This window comes from Bacteroides sp. 1_1_14 (genome assembly GCF_000162515.1).
In the GTDB taxonomy this organism is placed as follows: Bacteria; Bacteroidota; Bacteroidia; order Bacteroidales; family Bacteroidaceae; genus Bacteroides; species Bacteroides thetaiotaomicron.
Window position 1 is genome coordinate 393,443 of sequence record NZ_GG774705.1, and the last position, 21,068, is coordinate 414,510.

Here is a 21,068-nt window from a genome sequence, read left to right on the forward strand (position 1 = left end):
TTTATTCCATAATAATTATTTATTTTTGACGGTTTTCAGCAAAGATCAATAAAAAACAGGTTTAGATGGCTAATAAAATGGCGAATCCTTTCTTTCAGTTTAAGCAGTTTACAGTATGGCATGACAAATGTGCCATGAAGGTAGGTACGGATGGGGTACTTTTAGGGGCGTGGGCTTCTGTTCAAGGGGCACATCGAATTTTAGATATTGGAACCGGGACGGGGTTGGTTGCTTTGATGCTGGCTCAACGTAGTCTGCCGGATGCAAATATTGTGGCGCTGGAAATAGACGAAGCCGCTGCCGTGCAGGCTAAGGAAAATGTAGCCCGTTCTCCCTGGAAGGATAGGATAGAAGTGGTGAAGCAAGACTTTCTGTCCTATCAGTCTCCGGATAAATTTGATGTGATCGTTTCCAATCCTCCTTACTTTGTGGATTCACTTAGTTGTCCGGACCAACAGAGAAGCATGGCGCGACATAACGATTCTCTGACTTATGAAAAGTTGCTGAAGGGTGTGGCTGATTTATTGAAGAAAGAAGGTACTTTTACAATCGTAATACCGACAGACGTGGCTGACAGGGTGAAGACTGCAGCTTCCGAATATTATTTATATGCAACTCGCCAGCTAAATGTAATAACCAAGCCGGGAGGAACTCCAAAACGGACCTTAATTACTTTTTCTTTTGATAATGGAGGATGTACTGTTGAGGAACTGTTGACTGAAGTAGCCCGTCATCAATATAGTGAAGAGTATAAAGCATTGACCCGTGAATACTATTTGCATTTGAAATAATATTTTTGCACAAATAAAAAAGGAGCTACTTAATGTAACTCCTTTTTCGTCGGGGTAGCGGGATTCGAACCCACGACCCCCTGCTCCCAAAGCAGGTGCGCTAACCGGACTGCGCTACACCCCGAAAACTTTTAACCAAACTCCCTTTTCCTTTGTAGTCGGGGTAGCGGGATTCGAACCCACGACCCCCTGCTCCCAAAGCAGGTGCGCTAACCGGACTGCGCTACACCCCGCTACTTTTAAAGGGTTGTTCTTTTCAAAAGCGGTGCAAAGATAGGGAGTATTTTTTAATTATCAATAACTAAATGAATGTTTTTATTGATTAAATTACAATCGACTGAAATTCATCTGTTTGCAAGTCAACTTTTTTTCTTGACAGAAATAAGAAGCATCATTGGACGCCGAAGTTCGTCTTGCATTTCCGGAATAGTATCCAGCATCATTTCACTCGGTTGGGGCTCTATCAATTCACAAATTTCAAATCCGGTCTGAAGAAGACTATTAATATATGTAGTTAAAGTCTTATGATACTTCACGACTTCTTCTCCTAAAAAAACAGCAGTACGTTTGCCTTCACTGAAGTAGCGGTCTACAGGCCAGTGAGCACGTTTTCCATCCAGGTCGTAATGCCAATCCTGATTACCATAGGCTGTGAATATCGGATGCTCTACTGAAAAAACAAAAGAACCTCCTGCTGTGAGGCAGCTGTTGACTTTACGGCATATATTAATAAAAGATTCCAGATAATGAAAGGTCAAGGAACTGATTACGATATCATAAGTATCCGGTTGAAAGTCGAAATCCTCGATTGCCATACATTTATATTCGATGAGTGGTGAAGAATTTCTTTTTTGAGCTTCTTCCAGCATCTTTCCGGAAATATCAATTCCTGTAACACACTTTGCACCATGTTCGATGGCATAGATACAGTGCCAGCCAAATCCGCAGCCTAAGTCCAGTACTCTCTTGTCTGTAAAGTCCGGTAGCATTTTCTGTAATATATGCCATTCTCCGGCACCTTGCAATCCTTTTACAGAGCGTGACATTTGAGCATATTGGCTGAAGAAGCGGTCATCGTCATATTTATTTTCTTTCATAACTTCAATGAGGTTCATATTAGATGGGCAAATATATGCATTTATGCGATTATTGGGACGAATTAACTGAAAATAAAATCAGATAGGATGAACCATCTTTTGCTGTTTTCTGTTTTCAAAGTAGAAAACTAAAAATGAAAAAGCCATATGAAAACGGAAAAACAAAAAGAAACGAATGAAAAGGAAGTTCATTTGTTAGAACAAAAAGGATATGAAAGAATGGTCAATGAGATTGTTCCGGTACAACAAGCGGAAACTTACCGTAAACCGACCCAGAAAGCGGTAAAAGATGCTGTAAAGGAGTTGAATCCTGATACAAATAGTTTGGGTAGCAGAGGATGATTGAGTCCTCTGCTTTAAGTAGACGATCGGCAGGCTTAATGAATATTCGGGCTATACCGGACTCAGATTAGTATTCGTTTAGTGAAAAAACGATCATTCTGAAAAAAAGAATATTTAAACAGGCAGGAAGGGCTATAATTACATCTGTCATAAGCTAAGGATCAATAAACGCCTGCATTTTTAAATAGGAAAGTACATAATTTTATTAATTGTCTGATATACTGATCGACTTGAACTGCTCTTTCCCTTGTTACTAATCATTAAGCTGGATGAATGGCTTAATGATAATCATTATGCTACTTCTTACCTTGCTTATAATTCTAATAAATCAGATGAAAATAAGCACCGAATCGCCTTTTTATCTCTTTCCCATGAATGAAAAATAGGTTCCTCGGTGAGCAAGGTAGCGTTGGTTTAAAACCAACGAGGTGTTCCTTTTAAACCAATAAGTGTTTTGTACATACGAAAAGATGTATATATTATGCCGTTTTATGCAATATCAGGCTGCGTTTTCGCATATTATTGCATTTATTTATGCAGTTTATTTTCTAGTTTGTTGCTTTTGGTACAATAATTTTTCGACGTAATCTTAAGAATAGCACATCAAGATGCAAATATCAAAGGCTCTTATTTAGGAAAAGTAAGGATAAAACTGCTTCCTTTACCTACTTCCGACTTAACATTAATACTTCCTTCATGCAAAGTCATGATTTGCTTGCATAAACTTAATCCGATACCTGAACCGGATGTTTTGGTGGTAAAGAAAGGAACAAATATTTTATCTAATACATCGGGCAGAATACCTTCTCCATTATCAGATATTGTTAATGTAGTATTTCCGGCAGAAAGTCTTTTTACTTTTACCTGAATCTTCTTATCTGATTTCCGACTGCATGCTTCACCGGCATTTTTCAGCAGGTTGATAAGAATCTGTTCTATTTGTGTTCGGTCCACATTTAATTTTAGTTCGGGCGAGGGAATCTCAAACTGAAACTCTTCTTCCGGAAATAATTTCTTTAAATCCGTGAATAATTCCGCAATAGAAATTTGTGTACGAATAGGAGCAGGGATTCGTGTGAGCCGGCGATAGTTCTCTACAAATTCCAGTAATCCTTTGCTTCTTCTGTGAATGGTCTGCATGGCTTGCAGCATAACAGAATATTCTTTTTCTCCCAGTTGACTGGGGATTCCTCTCTCGCTTAATGTTTCCGAAAGAGAAATGATTGGTGTGATAGAGTTCATGATTTCATGAGTCAGCACGCGTATCAGCTTTTGCCAGGCTTCCATTTCATTGCGTTCCAATACAGAATGAATGTTTTTTAAACTGATTAACTGCTGTTCTCTACCTTGAGTGGCAAATGTAGTGCGTGATATGGCCATTTCCAGCACAGTGCTATTTTGTTCGATACGGATGACGGGGGTGTCATGGGCAACAGAAGCCTTCAGCAATGTTTCCGGCAATTGTGATATTTGTCCTAAGTGGGTAACGGCCGCCTGATTCATCCATTCTATATGTCCGGCTTTATCGGCAACAAGCACTGCCGTATCAACTTTGTTTAATAAGTTCTCGTAGTATTGGTGCTTGATCTCTTCTGCCAGCAATCTTCCCCGAAAATCTTTTAAAGTATCCGAAAGTTCTTCCGCCCATTCATTCATTATTTTGTTTTTGAAAGGTGGATGGAAAGTTTGCATCATGTCATTATAGCGGAGGCCGTCTGTCAGTCGTCGCAATAGGGCAATTTGTTTGAACTGCATACGGTAAAGATGTACGGCGGTAATTATCAGCAATATAATGCAGATAGTAGTACTGAACCATAATTGTTTTTGAAATAACAGGTAGCTGCCGATAGAAAACAATACTATCAGTAAAATATGTAAAATTACTCTGAATGCAAATCGTCTCATAAGCCTAGTTTTTCAAGTTTGCGATATAAGGCAAAGCGGGTAATGCCTAAATAGTCGGCAGCACGTGAGATATTCCCTTCACTAAGTTTCATTGCTTTTTCAATGGTTTGCCGTTCCAGTTGTTCAAGGTTCAAAACAATTTCTTCTTCCTTTTTTTGCTTGGGGGTGACGTGGAACTGGAAGTTTTCGGGTTTTAACAAAGAACCGTCTCCCAATATTACGACACGTTCCATTGTATGTTGCAACTCCCGTACATTGCCCGGCCACGTATATTTCAGCAACTTATTTTTGGCTTCCCGTGTCAAGCCACGCATTTCTTTTTTATATTTGCGTGCATAACGGTCCAGAAAATATTCGGCAAGCAGAATGATATCATTCCCACGTTCGCGGAGCGGGGGGATATGTATTTCAATTGTATTAATACGATATAGTAAGTCCTGACGGAAACTTCCTTCATCCACCATACGGCGAATATCCGCATTCGTTGCGCAAATCAGACGAACATCAATAGGCACGGCCTGTGTGCTTCCTAAGCGGCTGATCTGCCGTTTTTCGATCGCAGTGAGCAGCTTCGATTGCATGGGAAGCGAAAGATTGCCGATTTCATCAAGGAATAAAGTACCATTGGTGGCAACTTCCATCCGTCCGGCTTTTGACTTTTTAGCATCGGTGAAAGCTCCTTTTTCAAATCCGAACAGTTCACTTTCGAAAAGTTGTTCGGGGATACTTCCCAGGTCGATGGTGACAAAAGGTTTGCCGTATCGGGGAGAGCAGCGGTATAACAGTCGGGCAATCACGTCTTTTCCCGTTCCGTTTTCTCCCAAAATCAGAATGTTGGCATCTGTACTGCTAAGTTTGTTTATGGTTGCGAATACTTCCTGCATGACCGGAGATTCTCCGATAATATCCCCTTCCGGAGAACTTTGTCCGCTGAGTGCTTCTACTTGCTCTTTTAAGATGTTTACCTCCCGTTGAGATTGGCGCAGACGCATACCGGAGGTGAGAGTAGCCAGCAATTTCTCCTTCTCCCAAGGTTTGGGGATAAAATCTGTTGCACCGGCTTTAATAGCCCGTACAGCTTTATCTGTATCCGCATATGCAGTCATGAAGATGACAATAGCTTGCGGATCAATCTGCAAAATCTGCTTCAGACTTTCAAAACCTTCTTGACCGCTAATTGCATCACGGCTGAAGTTCATATCTAATAAGATAAGATCGGGCTGAAAGGTAGTCATAAAATGCTCAATCCGGTCGGGAGTGGTAGCTACCTTTATCTTTTCCGTATAGGGTTCGAGTAGTAGATTGAGGGCAAAGAGCACATCTTCGTTATCATCTACAATGAGTATCTTTCCTAGTTTGTTGACTTCATCCATAGGGTATGGGGTATATGATTCGTTACTTATCCTAAAGTTTTAATGCAAGGGCAAAGATATGGATAATAATCATGTGTTGTATGTGCGATTGCGCACTAAATTTGTGCGTATTTGCACGCTGCTTGTAATAGTGTGGTAAATGTAAATAGCTGAATTATAATGAAATATAAGAATGGCACAAGTTTTGAATAGTAAATAACAAATAAATCTAAGAATGAATCTGAAAATACTCTATATAACACTCGGAATCCTGTCGACTGAACTGCTGGCTGCTCAAAATCAAACAATGGAGATGTCGTTGGAGCAGGTGGTGAAAATAGCCCGTCTGGAATCACCTGATGCACAGACTGCACGACATAGTTTTCGTTCGGCTTACTGGAACTACAAATATTATCGGGCTAACTATTTGCCATCTTTGAGTTTGTCATCTGATCCTAATTTGAATCGTGCTATCAATAAGATTACAATGGGGGACGGTTCCGTTAAGTTTGTCGAGCAAAATCTGTTGAATACCGATCTGACTTTGAACCTGTCGCAGAATATTCCCTGGACCGGAGGTTCCCTTTTTCTCGAAACATCTGCGCAACGTATGGACTTGTTCAGCGAACATAAATACTCATGGCAAACTTCTCCTGTCATGATAGGATATCGCCAGTCGCTTTTTGGTTATAATAGTCTGAAATGGGATAAACGTATAGAACCGGTACGCTATCAGGAAGCCAAGAAAAGTTATGTGGAAACACTGGAACTTGTTTCTGCCAATGCAATTAATAAATTCTTCGCTTTGGCTACCGCTCAAAGTAATTACGATATTGCTTCTTTCAATTATGCAAATGCCGACACGCTCTATCGTTACGCTCAGGGGCGCTACAATATAGGCACGATCACAGAGAATGAAATGCTGCAGTTAGAATTGAATCGTCTGACCGAAGAAACAAATCGTATGAATGCCCGTATAGAAATGGATAATTGCATGCAGGAACTTCGTTCTTATCTGGGCATTCAGGAAGATCGGGAACTTCGTGTGCGTATCAACTCGCAAGTACCGGATTTCAGTGTCAATCTGGATGAAGCATTGGCATTGGCATACGAAAACAGTCCGGACATACAGGCGATGAAACGAAGAAAACTGGAAAGTGAGAGTGCTGTGGCAAGAGCCCGTGCCAATGCGGGACTGAAAGCGGATATTTATCTCCGTTTCGGACTGACGCAGACTGCCGAAAAGCTGCCGGATGCTTATCGAAATCTGTTAGACCAGCAATATGTAAGTCTGAGTATCGCTCTTCCTATTTTAGATTGGGGAAGAGGGAAAGGACAAGTGCGGGTAGCCCGTTCCAATCGTGATCTGGTATATACGCAAGTGGAGCAAAACCGGACGGATTTTGAATTGAATGTTCGCAAACTGGTGAAACAATTTAATCTGCAAACGCAACGGGTACGTATTGCTGCTCGTACAGATGAAACGGCTCAACGAAGAAATGAAGTTGCCCGCAAACTTTATATACTGGGAAAATCCACTATCCTCGATCTGAATGCTTCCATTGCCGAGAAAGATAGTGCCCGCCGTAATTACGTGTCGGCTTTGTACAATTACTGGAGTTTATATTACACACTTCGAAGTATGACACTCTACGATTTTGAACGAAGCACGCTGCTGACCGAAGATTACAATCTTCTGATAGAATAGCAACTTACTTAGCTGTAATAAATAAAAATATAAAATACCTGATAAAGTCATGGATATAAAATTAGAAAAGAAACCTTGGTATATTCGGTACAGATACTATCTGATAGGCGGACTTTTGTTTGCTGCCTTTCTGATTTATGTAATTGTTCTGTCATTAGGCCCCCGAAAATTACGTATTGATGCCGAGAATATTCAGATAGCGGAAGTGAAAGAGGATAATTTTATGGAATATGTAGATGTGGAGGGACTGATTCAGCCTATACTGACTATCAAAATCAATACCCGCGAAGCGGGAAGCGTTGAAAGCATCGTTGGTGAGGAAGGGAGTCTGCTCTATCAGGGGGATACCATTATCGTCCTTTCCAATCCAGACCTGCTTCGCAGCATTGAAGACCAGCGTGACGAATGGGAAAAGCAAATGATTACCTATCAGGAACAGGAGATTGAGATGGAACAGAAAAGTCTTAATCTGAAGCAACAGGCTCTGACGAATAATTACGAACTGGAACGACTGAAAAAGAGCATTGCCCTTGATCGGGAAGAGTTTCAGATGGGAGTAAAGAGTAAGGCTCAACTACAAGTAGCCGAAGATGAATATAACTACAAACTAAAAAACGCGGCATTGCAACAAGAAAGCCTGCGACATGATTCGGCTGTTACGATGATTCGTAAAGAACTGATTCGCAATGACCGTGAACGGGAGCGCAAGAAATATGAACGTACTCATGAGCGATTGAATAACCTGGTGGTGACGGCTCCTATAAAAGGGCAACTAAGCTTTGTCAGGGTTACTCCGGGGCAGCAGGTTTCTTCCGGCGAAAGCATTGCCGAAATAAAGGTACTCGATCAGTATAAGATACATACTTCGCTAAGCGAATATTACATTGACAGGATCACTACCGGACTGCCTGCTACCGTCAATTATCAGGGAAAGAAATATCCGCTGAAAATAACGAAAGTCGTCCCTGAAGTAAAAGACCGTATGTTTGATGTCGATCTTGTCTTTACCGGCGATATGCCCGATAATGTCAGAGTCGGCAAAAGCTTCCGTGTACAGATTGAATTAGGTCAGCCGGAACGGGCGCTTATTATTCCACGGGGTAATTTCTATCAGTCTACAGGAGGACAATGGATTTACAAAGTGAATGCTTCGAAGACAAAAGCAATCCGTGTACCATTAAGTATTGGGCGGCAGAATCCGCAGCAGTACGAAATTACGGAAGGTTTGCAGACGGGAGATTGGGTAATTACGACAGGATATGATACCTTTGGCGATGCAGAGGAATTGATATTAAAATAAAAACACGCAATATTATGAAGATTATACAGTTAGCTATCCGGACCTTATGTAGGTTTAAAATATATACGATTATCAATATCATCGGATTGGCATTAAGTATGGCTTGTGTCATTATTATATTCCGTTATGTGGAACAGGAGCTTACTGTAGACAGCTATATTCCGGATAGAGATAGAATAGCTTTTCAGATACAGGAGGATAAAAGTTCTCCCGGAAGTCGTTTTGTTACCGGAACTGGTTTCTCTGATCCGGATATAGAATGCAGTTCTACTGTCTTATGGTATAATAAGGATGTGATTATCTTGGACAAAGAACGCTTCGATGTAGAAACCATTGTTGCTGATAGCAACTTTGTGAAAGTGATGAAATTTCCGGTACGTTATGGTAATATTGCTTCTTTAAATGATAATCCACAAAACGTCATAATTACGCAAATATTGGCCAATAAGCTTTTTGGTGACAGGAATCCTATCGGAGAGAAAATTACTTATTCAACAGGTGATCCGTTGACTGTGACAGGTGTTATCAGTATGCAAGATAGAAAAAGTTCGATACATTTTGATCTTTTGGTTTCTGATAAACTGCAAGAAGACTGGGTCGCTACTTTTCCAGTCAATGTAGTACTTATCCGCCAGGGGGCAAATCTGAACACAATAAATCAACGTCATGCGGCATACGAAACAGAACCCCGGACTGAAAAAGAAATACGAAATCAGTTGCTATCTATAAATGACAGCTATTTTGATTCTTCTGTCGTTTCATACAATGATATGTTACTACATGGAAGTCCTAAACAGTTACAGCGGTTGTCTTTAGTTGCTATCCTTGTGTTGTTAATCGGCATATTCAACTTCATGAGCCTCTATACTGTGATTTTATTGAAGCGGGGAAAAGAGTTCGGATTGAAGAAAATATTCGGTAGTACTCCGATACATTTGTTCGTACAACTCTACATTGAGAATTTATTTCTCATAGCTATTGCATTATGTCTTTCCTGGTTTTTAATTGAAATCTCTACAGGATTTATTGAAATACAGTTTGGAATGGCACAACAAAAAGAGATAGCCTTCGATGGTCTGTTATCTGTCTTATTTCTTCTCTTGTTACCGGGGATTGCTGTGATTTATCCTTTTTTACGATACCGACATATTACACCCGTCCGTTCATTGCAAAGTATATATATTGGAAATAAACTCACTGTGGTACGATATCTCTATTTAAGTGTCCAGTATGTCATTACCTTTACACTAATTGTTTTGTCTTTGTTTTTTGTCAGGCAGCTATACGAAATGTTGCATACAGAGACAGGCTATACAACGGATAACATAATCAGAGCAGAGTTCCAGATTTACGATCGAAAAACACCTACGACTAAAGAGGAATTCAGAGCTAGTTTGAGTAGAAGAGAGACTTCTTATAGTCAGATAGATCAGCAAATGAATGCTTCTCCATTGTTTACTGCGTGGGGATATAATTATCTTCCATACGAATACCAACTTGAAAATAGCAGCTTTAATTTTAAAAAGCCAATGGACAATGATTATAAAGCAGTTGCTTTGATACCTTCTACAGAATCTACTTCAAGACTTTACGGGTTCAAACTGTTGGAAGGACGTTTATGGAATGATAGTATAGACCAGGAAGGAGATGCTAAATTGATTTTAAACCGGAAAGCTATGTCATTGTTCGGATTTAAAACTCTTAGCAAAGCTGAACTTCAAACAGAAAATCCGATATGGCCGCAGAAAAGTAATTCGCCCTATCAAATCATTGGAGTGATCGAAGATTTCTATTGCGGGCACCTGTCGAAACCTATCGGACCAATAGCGTATATGTATTGCAAAACCTATTCCGATCAAGTGCCTATCGTGGCAGCCATCGTTCCTGGCAAGCAACAGGAAGCTATCGCCTTTTTGGATAAACTTCATCACGAAACTATGGATGGAACATTTGAGTATGCTTTTGTGCAAGATGAGATCAGTAATTTGTATCGGGAAGACCGGCAAATTACGATTATATATTCTTCTTTCGCACTTCTGGGAATTTTGATTTCTTCATTGGGATTGTTCGGACTTTCATTGTTCGATATCCAACAACGTTATCGGGAAGTTGCCCTTAGAAAAGTGAATGGAGCTATGATGAAAGATATTCTGCCTTTACTTTTAAGACAGTACATTTTGATATTGGGTGCTTCGTTTGTAATAGCTATCCCTTTAGCTTATTGGGGAATTAATGTTTATCTGGAAAACTATGCCTACCGGACCGACATTAGTTGGTGGCTATTTGCTTTGGCAGCCATCATCGTCTTACTAATTTCATTAGTAACCTTGATTTATCAGGTAAGAAAGGCTATTGCTATTAATCCGGCTACTATTTTGAAAGGACAATGAAAGATGAAAACATCAAGTACTATTATATAATTTTAAAAATAATACAATTATGATCAAGACAATTAATTTACAGAAGATTTTCAAGACCGAAGAAGTAGAAACCTGGGCGTTGAATAACGTAAGTATCGAAGTGAAACAAGGAGAGTTCGTTGCCATTATGGGACCTTCCGGTTGTGGAAAGTCAACATTGCTCAATATTCTTGGGTTATTGGACAATCCGACAGGAGGGGAATATTACCTCAATGGAACAGAAGTTTCCAAGTACACAGAGTCACAGCGTACCAGCCTTCGTAAAGGAGTGATCGGTTTTGTCTTTCAAAGCTTCAATCTGATAGATGAATTGAATGTTTATGAAAATATTGAATTGCCTTTGCTTTACATGGGTATCTCAGCTTCCGAACGTAAAAAGAGAGTGGAGACTGCTATGGAACGAATGGCTATCACACATCGCAGCAAACACTTCCCGCAACAACTTTCCGGAGGTCAGCAGCAGCGTGTTGCTATTGCCCGTGCAGTAGTTGCCAATCCTAAGTTGATCCTGGCCGATGAGCCTACCGGTAATCTGGACTCAAAGAACGGTAAAGAAGTGATGGGGCTATTGAGTGAACTAAATAAGGAAGGAACCACTATTGTGATGGTAACACATTCACAGCACGATGCCGGTTATGCCGACCGTATCATTAATTTGTTTGACGGACAGGTAGTAACGGAAGTCAGTATGTAATATATTCATAAAGTACCATGATTAAACACTATTTGAAAGTAGCCTTTCGCAATTTGGTAAAGTACAAGACACAGAGCCTTGTCAGTATCATTGGATTAGCTGTTGGTTTCACTTGTTTTGCGCTGTCTGTCTTATGGATTCGTTATGAAATGACTTACGATACTTTCCATAACGGAGCCGACCGTATCTATATGGTACGTGCGCATTATACTGATTCCCCTGGTAGTACATCCAATGTTACTCCTTACCCTTTGGCAAACTATTTACAGGAGAAAATGCCGGAGATAGAAGCTACTGCTTCCACTTCCATATATCGGGATATGAAATTCCGTATGGGAGATAATGAACAGGAGGTAGTAATGGCTACAGCAGATTCTGTTTTCATGAACTTTTTCAATATACGGCTGCTGAAAGGAACAGTCAACTTCCTGAAAGAAAATGATCCGGAAATCGCCATTACGGAAGAGTTTGCCCGAAAGCTTTTTGGCAGTGAAGAGGATGCTTTGGGGAAAGAAGTAGAACTGAGCGGACGTCCCCGTAAGATAGGCGCCATTGTGAGCGGATGGTCCCGTCATTCCAATATACCGTATAGTGTATTGAGTTCGGCAAGGCGCTATCCACGCTGGAGTAGTAAGGGAGAACAACTGTTTATCCGTGTTCGCGCAGGAGTGGATAGGGATACTTTTCAAAAGAAGATGGAAGACATTGATATCTTGGATATTCCCAAAGAGAGCGAACTTGTGAAGCTTCTGATCACGCCCATTTCGGCTTTGCGTTATTCGGATTATGTTTCTAAAGTAGAGGTAGTTATCTCCTTCAGTTATATTTTCTATTTCTCTTTAGCAGGCGGATTGGTCATTATTTGTTCCTTATTCAATTACCTGACGCTTTATATCAGTCGGCTTTGCATGCGTAGTAGTGAAATGGCGCTTCGTAAAGTAAATGGTGCAAGTAATACATCTTTATCGGTGCAGTTTGCCATTGAACTGTCGTTGATTCTATGTATCGCCCTGTTATGCGGACTGTTGATGATAGAGGTGAGTATGTCCAGCTTCCTGAACTTCACACAGATAGAGGCCAGTGTATATTATGGAGAGATCATTGCATATCTTTTGATTGTAATTATTCTGTCTTTCCTGTTTGCACAGATACCTTTATCTTATTTTCGCCGTCGGACATTGCAGGAAGCGATAAAAGGGAATGTGGTAACTACCAGACCTTATCTGTTTCGTAAGATAGGAATTATCATGCAGTTAGTTGTCAGTCTTGCTTTTATCTTCTGTGCGGCTGTTATGATGAAGCAACTCTATTTTCTGAAAAATACGGACTTAGGAATGGAACGCCATAATGTCGGTAATGTAGCCTTATGGAATGGTGATATTAAGCAATGGTCGGCGAAGATAGCTGCTTTGCCCATGGTGACAGAGGCTTTGCCCCCTTCGTATTTCCCGATTATTCCTACAGGACCGATGATGTATGTCGAAATAAACAACTGGGATGATTTGCCGAAAGCAGTGGAAGAACCTTTAACTGTTGGTATGATGCCTGCTAAAGAAGAATTCTTTGAATTTTATAAATTGAATTTATTGGAAGGCGAGTTTATATCGGACAAGAATCAAGAAAATGAAGTCGTGATAGATGAAAATACATGCCGTAAATTTGGATGGAAACGGGCTTTGGGCAAAAGTTTCTATCATGAATATAATGGTCAGCGTAGCCTATATAAGGTTGTCGGAGTAGTCAGGAACTTTAGCTATCGTTCTCCTACGAGTGAACCGGGACTGATTGCTTTTCAGCATCCTAAAGCGCAAGATTATCTGTTGAATCGTGCCAGCATTCTGTTTAAATTTAGAGAGGGCACGTGGAATGAATGCCGTGCGACCATAGAGAAACTGTACAGAGAGGAATTTCCGAATGCGTATATGCGATTGTTTAATGAAGAAGAGGAATATAACAAGTACCTCCGCTCCGAAGATGCACTGATGAAATTATTGAGTTTTGTATCATTGGTTTGCGTCATTATTTCTGTATTCGGAGTTTTCTCATTGGTAACGCTGTCTTGTGAACAGCGTCAGAAAGAGATTGCTATACGTAAGGTGAACGGAGCGCAAATCCATCATATCCTGCAGATGTTCTTCCAGGAATATTTATTGTTATTGATCATAGCTGCCGTTATTGCATTCCCCACAGAATATGTTGTAATGAGGAGATGGATCGACAGCTACGTGAGACAAACATCGATAGATGGCTGGGTATATATAAGTATCTTTGTTGTGATAGCTATTATTCTTTTGCTTAGCATCATTTGGAGAGTATGGAAAGCTGCCCGGCAGAATCCGGCAGAAATTATCAAGAGTGAATAACATAAACACAATGTCATGATATATCATTATTTAAAAATAGCTTTTCGCAATCTGATCAAGTACAAGACGCAGAGTATTGTAAGTATAGTCGGCTTGGCAATTGGTTTCACCTGTTTTGCATTGTCTGCCCTATGGATACGTTATGAAATGACATACGATACGTTTCATGAAGGGGCGGAGCGCATCTACTTGGCAGGTAACAAGTTTGAATTGCAGGGGGACGGCTTTTCCTACTATTCATCAGGTTTATTGGCTGACTATATGATGAAGAATTGTCCAGAGGTGGAAAAAGCTTGTCATTTATCTAAAGAGGGTATAAAACCTATTGAATACGAGAAGAATATATATCATACATGGCAGTTGGAAGTTGATTCCAACTTTATTTCGGTATTTAATATCACAGTGATAGACGGGGACAATCGTTTGCAACTGGGCGATAAACAGATCGCTATTACAGATAAAATAGCTAAACAGATATTCGGAAAAGAATCCCCCATTGGCAAAAGCTTACTATTTCCTAATAGAGGAAATACAGAAATGATGATAGTTGCAGTGGTGAAATCATGGGAAGGACACTCTTTGTATCCTTTTGACATCTTATTGCCCTACAAAGATGAAGATCCGAATTGGGGTAGACAGCAGTGCAATACTCTTTTCCGTATGTATCCGAATAGTGATGTGAAAGCATTGGAGAAGAGGCTAACTGAGTATGAAATCCAACAAGACTCACATAAACAATTAATAACGACTCCTATTGCTCTATTGTCAACATTGCGGAGTACTCATCCAAGAGAAGATGTTAATGTCAAATTGAATCATGTTCGTCTTTTTGCTTGTATTGGCGCTTTGGTTATTATTTGTGGACTGTGTAACTACTTAACGATGCTAGTAACTCGCATTCGGATGCGCAAGCGTGAATTGGCTTTACGAAAAGTGAATGGATCTTCTAATACTAGTTTGCTATTATTACTTCTTTCAGAATTGATTTTGTTACTTCTGATATCATCTGGAATAGGGATTATGTTAATGGAATTAATTCTGCCCATTTTTATATCGCTATCGCAAATAAGTGAGAATACTTCATTTTTTTATAACGAAGTACTTGTTTACATATTGTCTTTGATCATACTAACAGTAGGTGTCGCTACTATACTTATATACTATATCAACAAACAGGCTTTGCTTGAAAATATCAGGCATAAGTCTAATCTTCATCTTTCCGGTTGGTTTTATAAGGGCAGTATTTTGTTTCAATTATTTGTTAGTCTAAGCTTTATCTTCTGTACTTTAGTCATGATGAAGCAACTAAACTTTCTACTAAATTCAAGGGAACTCGGATTGGAACGTCATAATGTGGGAGTGATAGTTTATGCTTCGGGTTGTGAGAAAGCTACTTTAGCACAAATAGTAAAACAGACCCCTGATATAGTGGAACATATGGAAGAGTTTTATACCCCTATTCCAAAGTTTTTGTATTCTACTTTTAGAGTGAGCGATTGGGAAGGAAAGTCAGATGAACAACAAACTTTTAATATGGAAGATGAAACTATTAATCAGAATTTTGCCGACTTCTTCCATATTGAAGTTTTAGAGGGTAGTATGCTGGATGATAAAGATGAAAAAGGAGCTGTTGTCATTAATGAGGCTGCTGTCAAAGCTTTCGGGTGGAATGCACCGATAGGAAAAGAGATAAACGGAGAATATAGGGTAAAGGGTGTTATCAAAGATATATATTATAATGCTCCCATACATCCAGTGTCTCCGGCAATGTTCTCTTTACAAAAGAATAATGATAGGGGGCATCTAATTTTCAAAGTAAAGGAAGGTACATGGAATAAGGTATCACAGAACCTGCAAGAAGAAGTACATAAAGTCAATCCTGATGCGATATTAGATTTGATTAATATGGAAGAGGCTTACAATGATTATATGAAGTCAGAAGATACATTAAGCAAGTTACTGAGTGTTGTTTCTCTTATCTGCATCGTGATTGCCGTATTTGGCATATTCTCCTTAGTGACTTTATCATGCGAACAGCGTCGAAAGGAGATTGCCATTCGGAAGGTAAACGGTGCAAGTGTTAAAGTTATTTTGAACTTATTCTTTAAAGAGTATTTGCTTCTGCTTATCGTTGCGTCATTCATCGCTTTTCCATTAGGATATGCCATTATGAAGCACTGGCTTGAAGGATATGTAAAACAGACTTCGATAAACATCTGGATATATGCAGGAATATTTGTAGCAATGCTTCTTATTATTTTTATAAGTATTATCTGGAGAGTTTGGAGAGCTGCCCGACAGAATCCGGCAGAGGTAATTAAGAGTGAATAAAATAATAAATAATATACGATGATACGACACTACTTAAAAATAGCCTTTCGCAATTTGATAAAATACAAAACGCAAACTATAATAAGTATTATAGGATTATCTGTCGGATTTACCTGTTTTGCTCTTTCTACGTTTTGGATACATTATGAGATGACTTATGATGCCTTTCTAAAAGGATCGGAGAGAACTTACATATTATATAAAGAATCAGTATTAGAGAATTCCGGTTTCGATACTTCGTCTCCATACCCTTTATCTACTTATTTGAAACGAGACTTTCCGGAAATAGAAGCAGCGTGTGCTTTGACGAGATGGCAAAATGTAGAAATCTCAGTGGAAGGACAGTCACCTTTGGAAGGTATTGAGATAGGAGCAGATTCTTGTTTTATGAATATGTTTGATATTTCTGTTGTATCGGGGAATACGGATTTTATGCACTCGGATGAGAAAATAGCCTTAACAAAGGATATGGCGATGCGTCTGTTCGGTTCAACGGATATTTTAGGACAGAAAGTGAACTTAAGAGGTAGCTCTCAGACTGTATGTGCAATTCTTGATGGTTTGGAAGATCATAGCAATCTGTCATTCGGCTTTTGGACAGAAGGTGCTTATTTTAGTAGTTGGACCGAAGACTGGCAGAATTCAGGCTTCATGACAATTCTCAGATTCCATAAGAAAGTGGATCTTCAACTTTTTCAGAAGAAGCTTAACGAATATGCTCAGGAAAAAGAGAAGGAAAATATATTTATTGGGAAATATCGATTGATGCCAATCACAGGTTATTATTATTCAGCTCTAAATACAGAAAGGACAGTCGAGTTTTATTACCTGATTCTTTTTGCGGTAGTAGGCGGATTAGTTATATTGTGCTCTCTTTTCAACTATTTTTCTTTATTCTTTGCCCGTATGCGTATGCGTGTCAGAGAGTTGGAACTGAGAAAAGTGTGTGGCTCTTCTCATATGGGACTATTTATATTACTTTCCGTTGAATACTTGTTGATATTGTTATTGTCAGGATTACTGGGAATGACTTTTATTGAACTTTTTCTATCAGTATTCAAGGAAGTGTCAAATATCAGTGGAAATATTTACGTAGAATCTTTCTTCTATCTGGGAGGAGTTGCCATTACTTCCTTAATTTTATTTCTATCGTTTATTGTAAAGAAGAATTATCATTCCCAAAAGACAGTCGGAAAAGCTTTGTACCGTAAAATCAGTGTCGTGCTTCAACTGATAATTAGTATTCTTTTTATATTCTCAGTAAGCGTCATTATGAGACAGCTTTTTTTCCTGAATAATGTTGATTTAGGTTGGGAGAGAAAGAATATAGCAGTTTTTCAATATCTGTATCCGAATGATTCTTTTAGTGCCATAGCGGATAAAGTAGAACAAATGCCATGTACCAGGGAGGTACTGAAAGGAAATTATGGCTTATTGCTTCAGGGAGTAAGAATTTCATGGCGGATAACAGACTGGGATGGAAAGCAAAGTAGCACAGATCAGACAAATTTGGAATGTCTGGCAGAAAATGAAGAAATAATGCGATTCTATCATTTAAAGCTACTGAAAGGAGAAATGCTGAAAAAAGATGATGTTGATAAGATTGTAATCAATGAGACTGCCGTTAAATCTTTGGATATGCATGATCCAATAGGAAAAAAAATATACCAGGGAAAAGACAAGCATGAGTATACCATTGTCGGAGTCATTAAAGACTTTCATACCAGCCCACCTACAATTCCTGTAAAACCGGTAGCTTTTATAGGTCAGAATAACGAACTCTCTGACAGAAAGCAGATTATAGTCAAATATCATGAAGGGCAATGGCAAGAGCTAAAGCAGAAAACCGAGGATTTATTTGCCAAAGAATATCCGGGAGTTGAATATGTATTGACCAATATAGAGGAACATTATAATGAATATTTAAAATCAGAATACATTCTTCTTAAATTATTAGGCTTTGTAAGTATAGTCTGCGTGATTATCTCTATTTTGGGTATTTACTCTTTGGTGACACTGACTTGCGAACAGCGATCCAAAGAAATTGCTATTCGTAAAGTGAATGGAGCTATAATTCGGGATATTCTGATTCTGTTCCTGAAAGAATACCTGATATTATTGATCGTAGCGTCCCTCATAGCTTTCCCAATAGGTTATATAGCTATGAAACATTGGTTGGAAAGCTATGTAGAACGGACAGAGATAAGTGCCTGGATGTATGGAGCTATTTTTATCATTGTAGGGCTTATTATATTCTTCAGTATTATAGGCAGAGTATGGAAAGCTGCCCGACAGAATCCGGCGGAAGTAATCAAAAGTGAATAACATCCTTAGTATAAAAGCAATATGAAGAACCAATTATCTGCTATCAGGACTTTATCCCGTTTCAGAATATACACGATGATCAATATTATCGGGCTTGCAGTCAGTGTGGCTGCAACGTTGATAATTGTACGCTATATCCATCAGGAGATAACAGTTGACCATTTCTGTAAGGACCTGGACCGATTGTACTTGCTGACTATTCAAAGGAGTAATGGCAGCATTTCGATCACAGATAATACAGACAGGAATAATGATCCTAATTTTATAGACCCTTTAAAGAATCCGGAAGTAGAAGCATATTCTTATAGTGTTTCTTTTGACGATGATTATATTGTAGTCGATAATCACCGTTACCGGGCCAATGTTTTGGTAACTGATAGCTTGCTTTTGCAGTTGATGGACTATCCGATAGTTTCGGGAATTAAAACTATTCAGAAACCGGATGATGCAATTATTACCCGGAAATATGCACGGCATATTTTTGGTGACGAAGACCCGATAGGGAAACAATTAACTTCATCGTCAGGTTCTGTACTTACCATTCGTGGCATTGTGGATGAACCGAGTACCAAGGCTTCTTTACAATTCGACCTGATAGCTCCGGTGAATCAGGGGAAATATACAGACTGGAGTCGGATGGGATTCTGCATGGTCCGGTTGACAAACGGAACAGACCTGAAAAAGTATAATGAAAAGATTTCCAAGCCGCAGTCATTAATATGTTACAGTCATTCTCCCATACAGTACGGGCTTACTCCCTTGAAAGGATTGTATTTCAATAAGATTGTCGAACCTTCGGCAGCTTCTTTTTTGCGGGGGAATATCAATCATGTGACGATTCTGACTGTAGTGGCTTGTATGCTGCTGTTGGTGGGAGTCTTCAATTTTATCAATATCTACACGGTTATCGTTCTAAAGCGGGCACGTGAGTTTGGTGTAAAAAAAGTATATGGTGCGAGCGGCTTTCAGATATTTATCCAGATTTATGTAGAGAATATATATATGGTGGCAGCCGCCTTGCTTATCATCTGGATGCTGATCGAAACTTCAGCCGGGATATTCGCCTCGGTATATGCAATTCCTGTAAAACCGGATATCATTTTTGATCTGTCGCTGTCTCTCATTTTATTATTCGTATTGCCGTTGGTGACGTCTGTCTTTCCTTTCTTACGTTACAACTATTCTTCTCCGATCACTTCTTTGCGTTCTGTAAATGCCGGAGGAAATTCAATTGTTTCCCGTGCAATATTCTTGTTTATTCAATATGTCATTACGTTCAGTCTGATAGTAGTCGCATTGTTTTTTGTTCGCCAGTTGTACACAATGCTGAATGCGGATTTAGGATATCAGGCAAAGAATATCATTTCATGCCAGTTCCTGTCATTCGAGACACAAAACAGAAGATATGCAAATGATGAAGAATGGCAGAAAGAACGTGACTTGGAGCGGCATAAGGTACAGGTTATTAAACAGAAGATGGACGCATGCCCTTTATTCATTTCATGGGGATATGGGGAAGCACCTATCAATCTGGAACCATACGTCAATGTGGAGAGTAACGGAGAGAAACATAAAATGGCTATCATATATGTTAATAATAATTACATGAATATGTTTGGCCTGAAGCTGAAAGAAGGAAGAACGTGGAATGATAAAGACCAGTTTGCCCAATATAAAATGATGATAAATGAAACAGCCAGAAAGCTCTTCCGGATAAAAGATATTAATGAAGCTTCACTGCAAACCGAATCCCGTCTATGGTGGAGTGTGGGGACAGATGAGAGTAAAAATCCTGCTTATCAGGTAGTAGGTGTGATAGAAGACTTCCGGACCGGACACTTATCTATGGGGGATGCACCACTGGCTATTCTGTATGATGAAGGAGAAAACCCTACCGAACCTTTAATGGCTAAAATAGCCGAAGGTAAACGCAAGGAAGCCATTCAATTCTTGAAGGAACTACACAACGAAGTAATGGGTGAGGGGGAGTTCAATTACTCCTTCGTCGAAGATGAAGTTGAAAAACTGTACGATGATGACAAGAGAACAACCCACATCTACGTCACCTTTGCCGGACTGGCTATCTGCGTTTCCTGCCTCGGATTGTTCGGGCTGTCATTGTATGACATTCGCCAGCGCTACAGGGAGATTGCATTGCGTAAAGTGAACGGAGCTACCGGCAAACAGATCGCTTTGTTATTGGTCAGGAAGTATCTTTATATTTTGGGAGCCGCCTTTGCTGTCGCTATTCCTTTGGTCTATTATATTATTAATGACTATACCAAAGACTTTGCGGTGAAAGCTCCGATAGGAGCAGGGATTTTTGTGACAGGCTTCATCCTTACCTTGCTTATCTCACTGGGTACATTACTCTGGCAGGTACGCAAAGCTGTCCGCATCAATCCGGCATTGATCATGAAGAACGAATAAGATTAAAAAC

At 39.5% G+C, this 21,068-nt stretch carries 13 protein-coding genes and 2 tRNA genes; 10 read left to right on the forward strand and 5 right to left on the reverse strand.

Annotation, left to right across the window (positions count from 1 at the left end):
* Nucleotides 1-77: 77 nt before the first annotated feature.
* The gene (locus HMPREF9007_RS13350) at nt 78-791 is read left to right on the forward strand and encodes a methyltransferase (RefSeq protein ID WP_008761521.1); all 714 of its coding nucleotides are present in this window, start codon (nt 78-80) and stop codon (nt 789-791) included.
* A gap of 49 nt (nt 792-840) precedes the next feature.
* On the opposite strand, the gene HMPREF9007_RS13345 is transcribed toward HMPREF9007_RS13350, so the two are convergent.
* From HMPREF9007_RS13345 to HMPREF9007_RS13335, 3 genes are all read right to left on the reverse strand, one after another.
* Nucleotides 841-915 (reverse strand) — tRNA-Pro (locus tag HMPREF9007_RS13345).
* 34 nt (nt 916-949) lie between these two features.
* Nucleotides 950-1,024, reverse strand: a tRNA-Pro gene (locus HMPREF9007_RS13340).
* A gap of 126 nt (nt 1,025-1,150) precedes the next feature.
* Nucleotides 1,151-1,888 carry a class I SAM-dependent methyltransferase gene (locus tag HMPREF9007_RS13335; RefSeq protein WP_008761522.1) on the reverse strand — a complete coding sequence of 246 codons (738 nt, stop codon included), beginning with the start codon at nt 1,886-1,888 and terminating at the stop codon, nt 1,151-1,153.
* Between the two features lie 147 nt (nt 1,889-2,035).
* Between HMPREF9007_RS13335 and HMPREF9007_RS13330 the strand changes: the two genes are divergently transcribed.
* Nucleotides 2,036-2,230 (forward strand): hypothetical protein, encoded by a 195-nt coding sequence (locus tag HMPREF9007_RS13330; RefSeq protein ID WP_008761523.1) that lies wholly within the window; start codon nt 2,036-2,038, stop codon nt 2,228-2,230.
* Between the two features lie 627 nt (nt 2,231-2,857).
* Here the strand turns inward: HMPREF9007_RS13330 and HMPREF9007_RS13325 are convergent.
* Nucleotides 2,858-4,135 carry an ATP-binding protein gene (locus tag HMPREF9007_RS13325; protein ID WP_008761524.1) on the reverse strand — a complete coding sequence of 426 codons (1,278 nt, stop codon included), beginning with the start codon at nt 4,133-4,135 and terminating at the stop codon, nt 2,858-2,860.
* Nucleotides 4,132-5,508: a sigma-54 dependent transcriptional regulator gene (locus tag HMPREF9007_RS13320; RefSeq protein WP_008761525.1), complete on the reverse strand. Its 1,377-nt coding sequence runs from the start codon at nt 5,506-5,508 to the stop codon at nt 4,132-4,134. The genes HMPREF9007_RS13325 and HMPREF9007_RS13320 overlap by 4 nt, the downstream gene beginning before the upstream one ends.
* A gap of 214 nt (nt 5,509-5,722) precedes the next feature.
* On the opposite strand from HMPREF9007_RS13320, the gene HMPREF9007_RS13315 reads away from it, so the two are divergent.
* From HMPREF9007_RS13315 to HMPREF9007_RS13280, 8 genes are read left to right on the forward strand one after another with little or no spacing between them, the layout of a single operon-like run.
* Nucleotides 5,723-7,195, forward strand: a complete 1,473-nt coding sequence (locus tag HMPREF9007_RS13315) for a TolC family protein (RefSeq protein WP_008761526.1) — start codon at nt 5,723-5,725, stop codon at nt 7,193-7,195.
* 49 nt (nt 7,196-7,244) lie between these two features.
* Nucleotides 7,245-8,495: an HlyD family efflux transporter periplasmic adaptor subunit gene (locus tag HMPREF9007_RS13310; RefSeq protein WP_008761527.1), complete on the forward strand. Its 1,251-nt coding sequence runs from the start codon at nt 7,245-7,247 to the stop codon at nt 8,493-8,495.
* Nucleotides 8,496-8,509: 14 nt separating this feature from the next.
* Entirely contained in the window at nt 8,510-10,885 is a 2,376-nt protein-coding gene (locus HMPREF9007_RS13305; RefSeq protein ID WP_008761528.1) for an ABC transporter permease, read from the forward strand.
* 49 nt (nt 10,886-10,934) lie between these two features.
* The gene (locus HMPREF9007_RS13300) at nt 10,935-11,609 is read left to right on the forward strand and encodes an ABC transporter ATP-binding protein (protein ID WP_008761529.1); all 675 of its coding nucleotides are present in this window, start codon (nt 10,935-10,937) and stop codon (nt 11,607-11,609) included.
* 17 nt (nt 11,610-11,626) lie between these two features.
* The gene (locus HMPREF9007_RS13295) at nt 11,627-13,972 is read left to right on the forward strand and encodes an FtsX-like permease family protein (RefSeq protein ID WP_008761530.1); all 2,346 of its coding nucleotides are present in this window, start codon (nt 11,627-11,629) and stop codon (nt 13,970-13,972) included.
* 15 nt (nt 13,973-13,987) lie between these two features.
* Nucleotides 13,988-16,303: an ABC transporter permease gene (locus tag HMPREF9007_RS13290; protein ID WP_008761531.1), complete on the forward strand. Its 2,316-nt coding sequence runs from the start codon at nt 13,988-13,990 to the stop codon at nt 16,301-16,303.
* Between the two features lie 18 nt (nt 16,304-16,321).
* Entirely contained in the window at nt 16,322-18,628 is a 2,307-nt protein-coding gene (locus HMPREF9007_RS13285; RefSeq protein ID WP_008761532.1) for an ABC transporter permease, read from the forward strand.
* A gap of 21 nt (nt 18,629-18,649) precedes the next feature.
* Nucleotides 18,650-21,058, forward strand: a complete 2,409-nt coding sequence (locus tag HMPREF9007_RS13280; protein ID WP_008761533.1) for an ABC transporter permease — start codon at nt 18,650-18,652, stop codon at nt 21,056-21,058.
* The last annotated feature ends 10 nt before the right edge of the window (nt 21,059-21,068 follow it).

Excerpts from the sequence above, each read along its gene's own strand:
- HMPREF9007_RS13280 (WP_008761533.1), top strand. The coding sequence starts at position 18,650 with ATGAAGAACCAATTATCTGCTATCAGGACTTTATCCCGTTTCAGAATA.
- HMPREF9007_RS13335 (WP_008761522.1), bottom strand. The coding sequence starts at position 1,888 with ATGAAAGAAAATAAATATGACGATGACCGCTTCTTCAGCCAATATGCT.
- HMPREF9007_RS13305 (WP_008761528.1), top strand. The coding sequence starts at position 8,510 with ATGAAGATTATACAGTTAGCTATCCGGACCTTATGTAGGTTTAAAATA.
- HMPREF9007_RS13330 (WP_008761523.1), top strand. The coding sequence starts at position 2,036 with ATGAAAACGGAAAAACAAAAAGAAACGAATGAAAAGGAAGTTCATTTG.
- HMPREF9007_RS13325 (WP_008761524.1), bottom strand. The coding sequence starts at position 4,135 with ATGAGACGATTTGCATTCAGAGTAATTTTACATATTTTACTGATAGTA.
- HMPREF9007_RS13320 (WP_008761525.1), bottom strand. The coding sequence starts at position 5,508 with ATGGATGAAGTCAACAAACTAGGAAAGATACTCATTGTAGATGATAAC.
- HMPREF9007_RS13285 (WP_008761532.1), top strand. The coding sequence starts at position 16,322 with ATGATACGACACTACTTAAAAATAGCCTTTCGCAATTTGATAAAATAC.
- HMPREF9007_RS13300 (WP_008761529.1), top strand. The coding sequence starts at position 10,935 with ATGATCAAGACAATTAATTTACAGAAGATTTTCAAGACCGAAGAAGTA.
- HMPREF9007_RS13295 (WP_008761530.1), top strand. The coding sequence starts at position 11,627 with ATGATTAAACACTATTTGAAAGTAGCCTTTCGCAATTTGGTAAAGTAC.
- HMPREF9007_RS13315 (WP_008761526.1), top strand. The coding sequence starts at position 5,723 with ATGAATCTGAAAATACTCTATATAACACTCGGAATCCTGTCGACTGAA.
- HMPREF9007_RS13350 (WP_008761521.1), top strand. The coding sequence starts at position 78 with ATGGCGAATCCTTTCTTTCAGTTTAAGCAGTTTACAGTATGGCATGAC.
- HMPREF9007_RS13310 (WP_008761527.1), top strand. The coding sequence starts at position 7,245 with ATGGATATAAAATTAGAAAAGAAACCTTGGTATATTCGGTACAGATAC.
- HMPREF9007_RS13290 (WP_008761531.1), top strand. The coding sequence starts at position 13,988 with ATGATATATCATTATTTAAAAATAGCTTTTCGCAATCTGATCAAGTAC.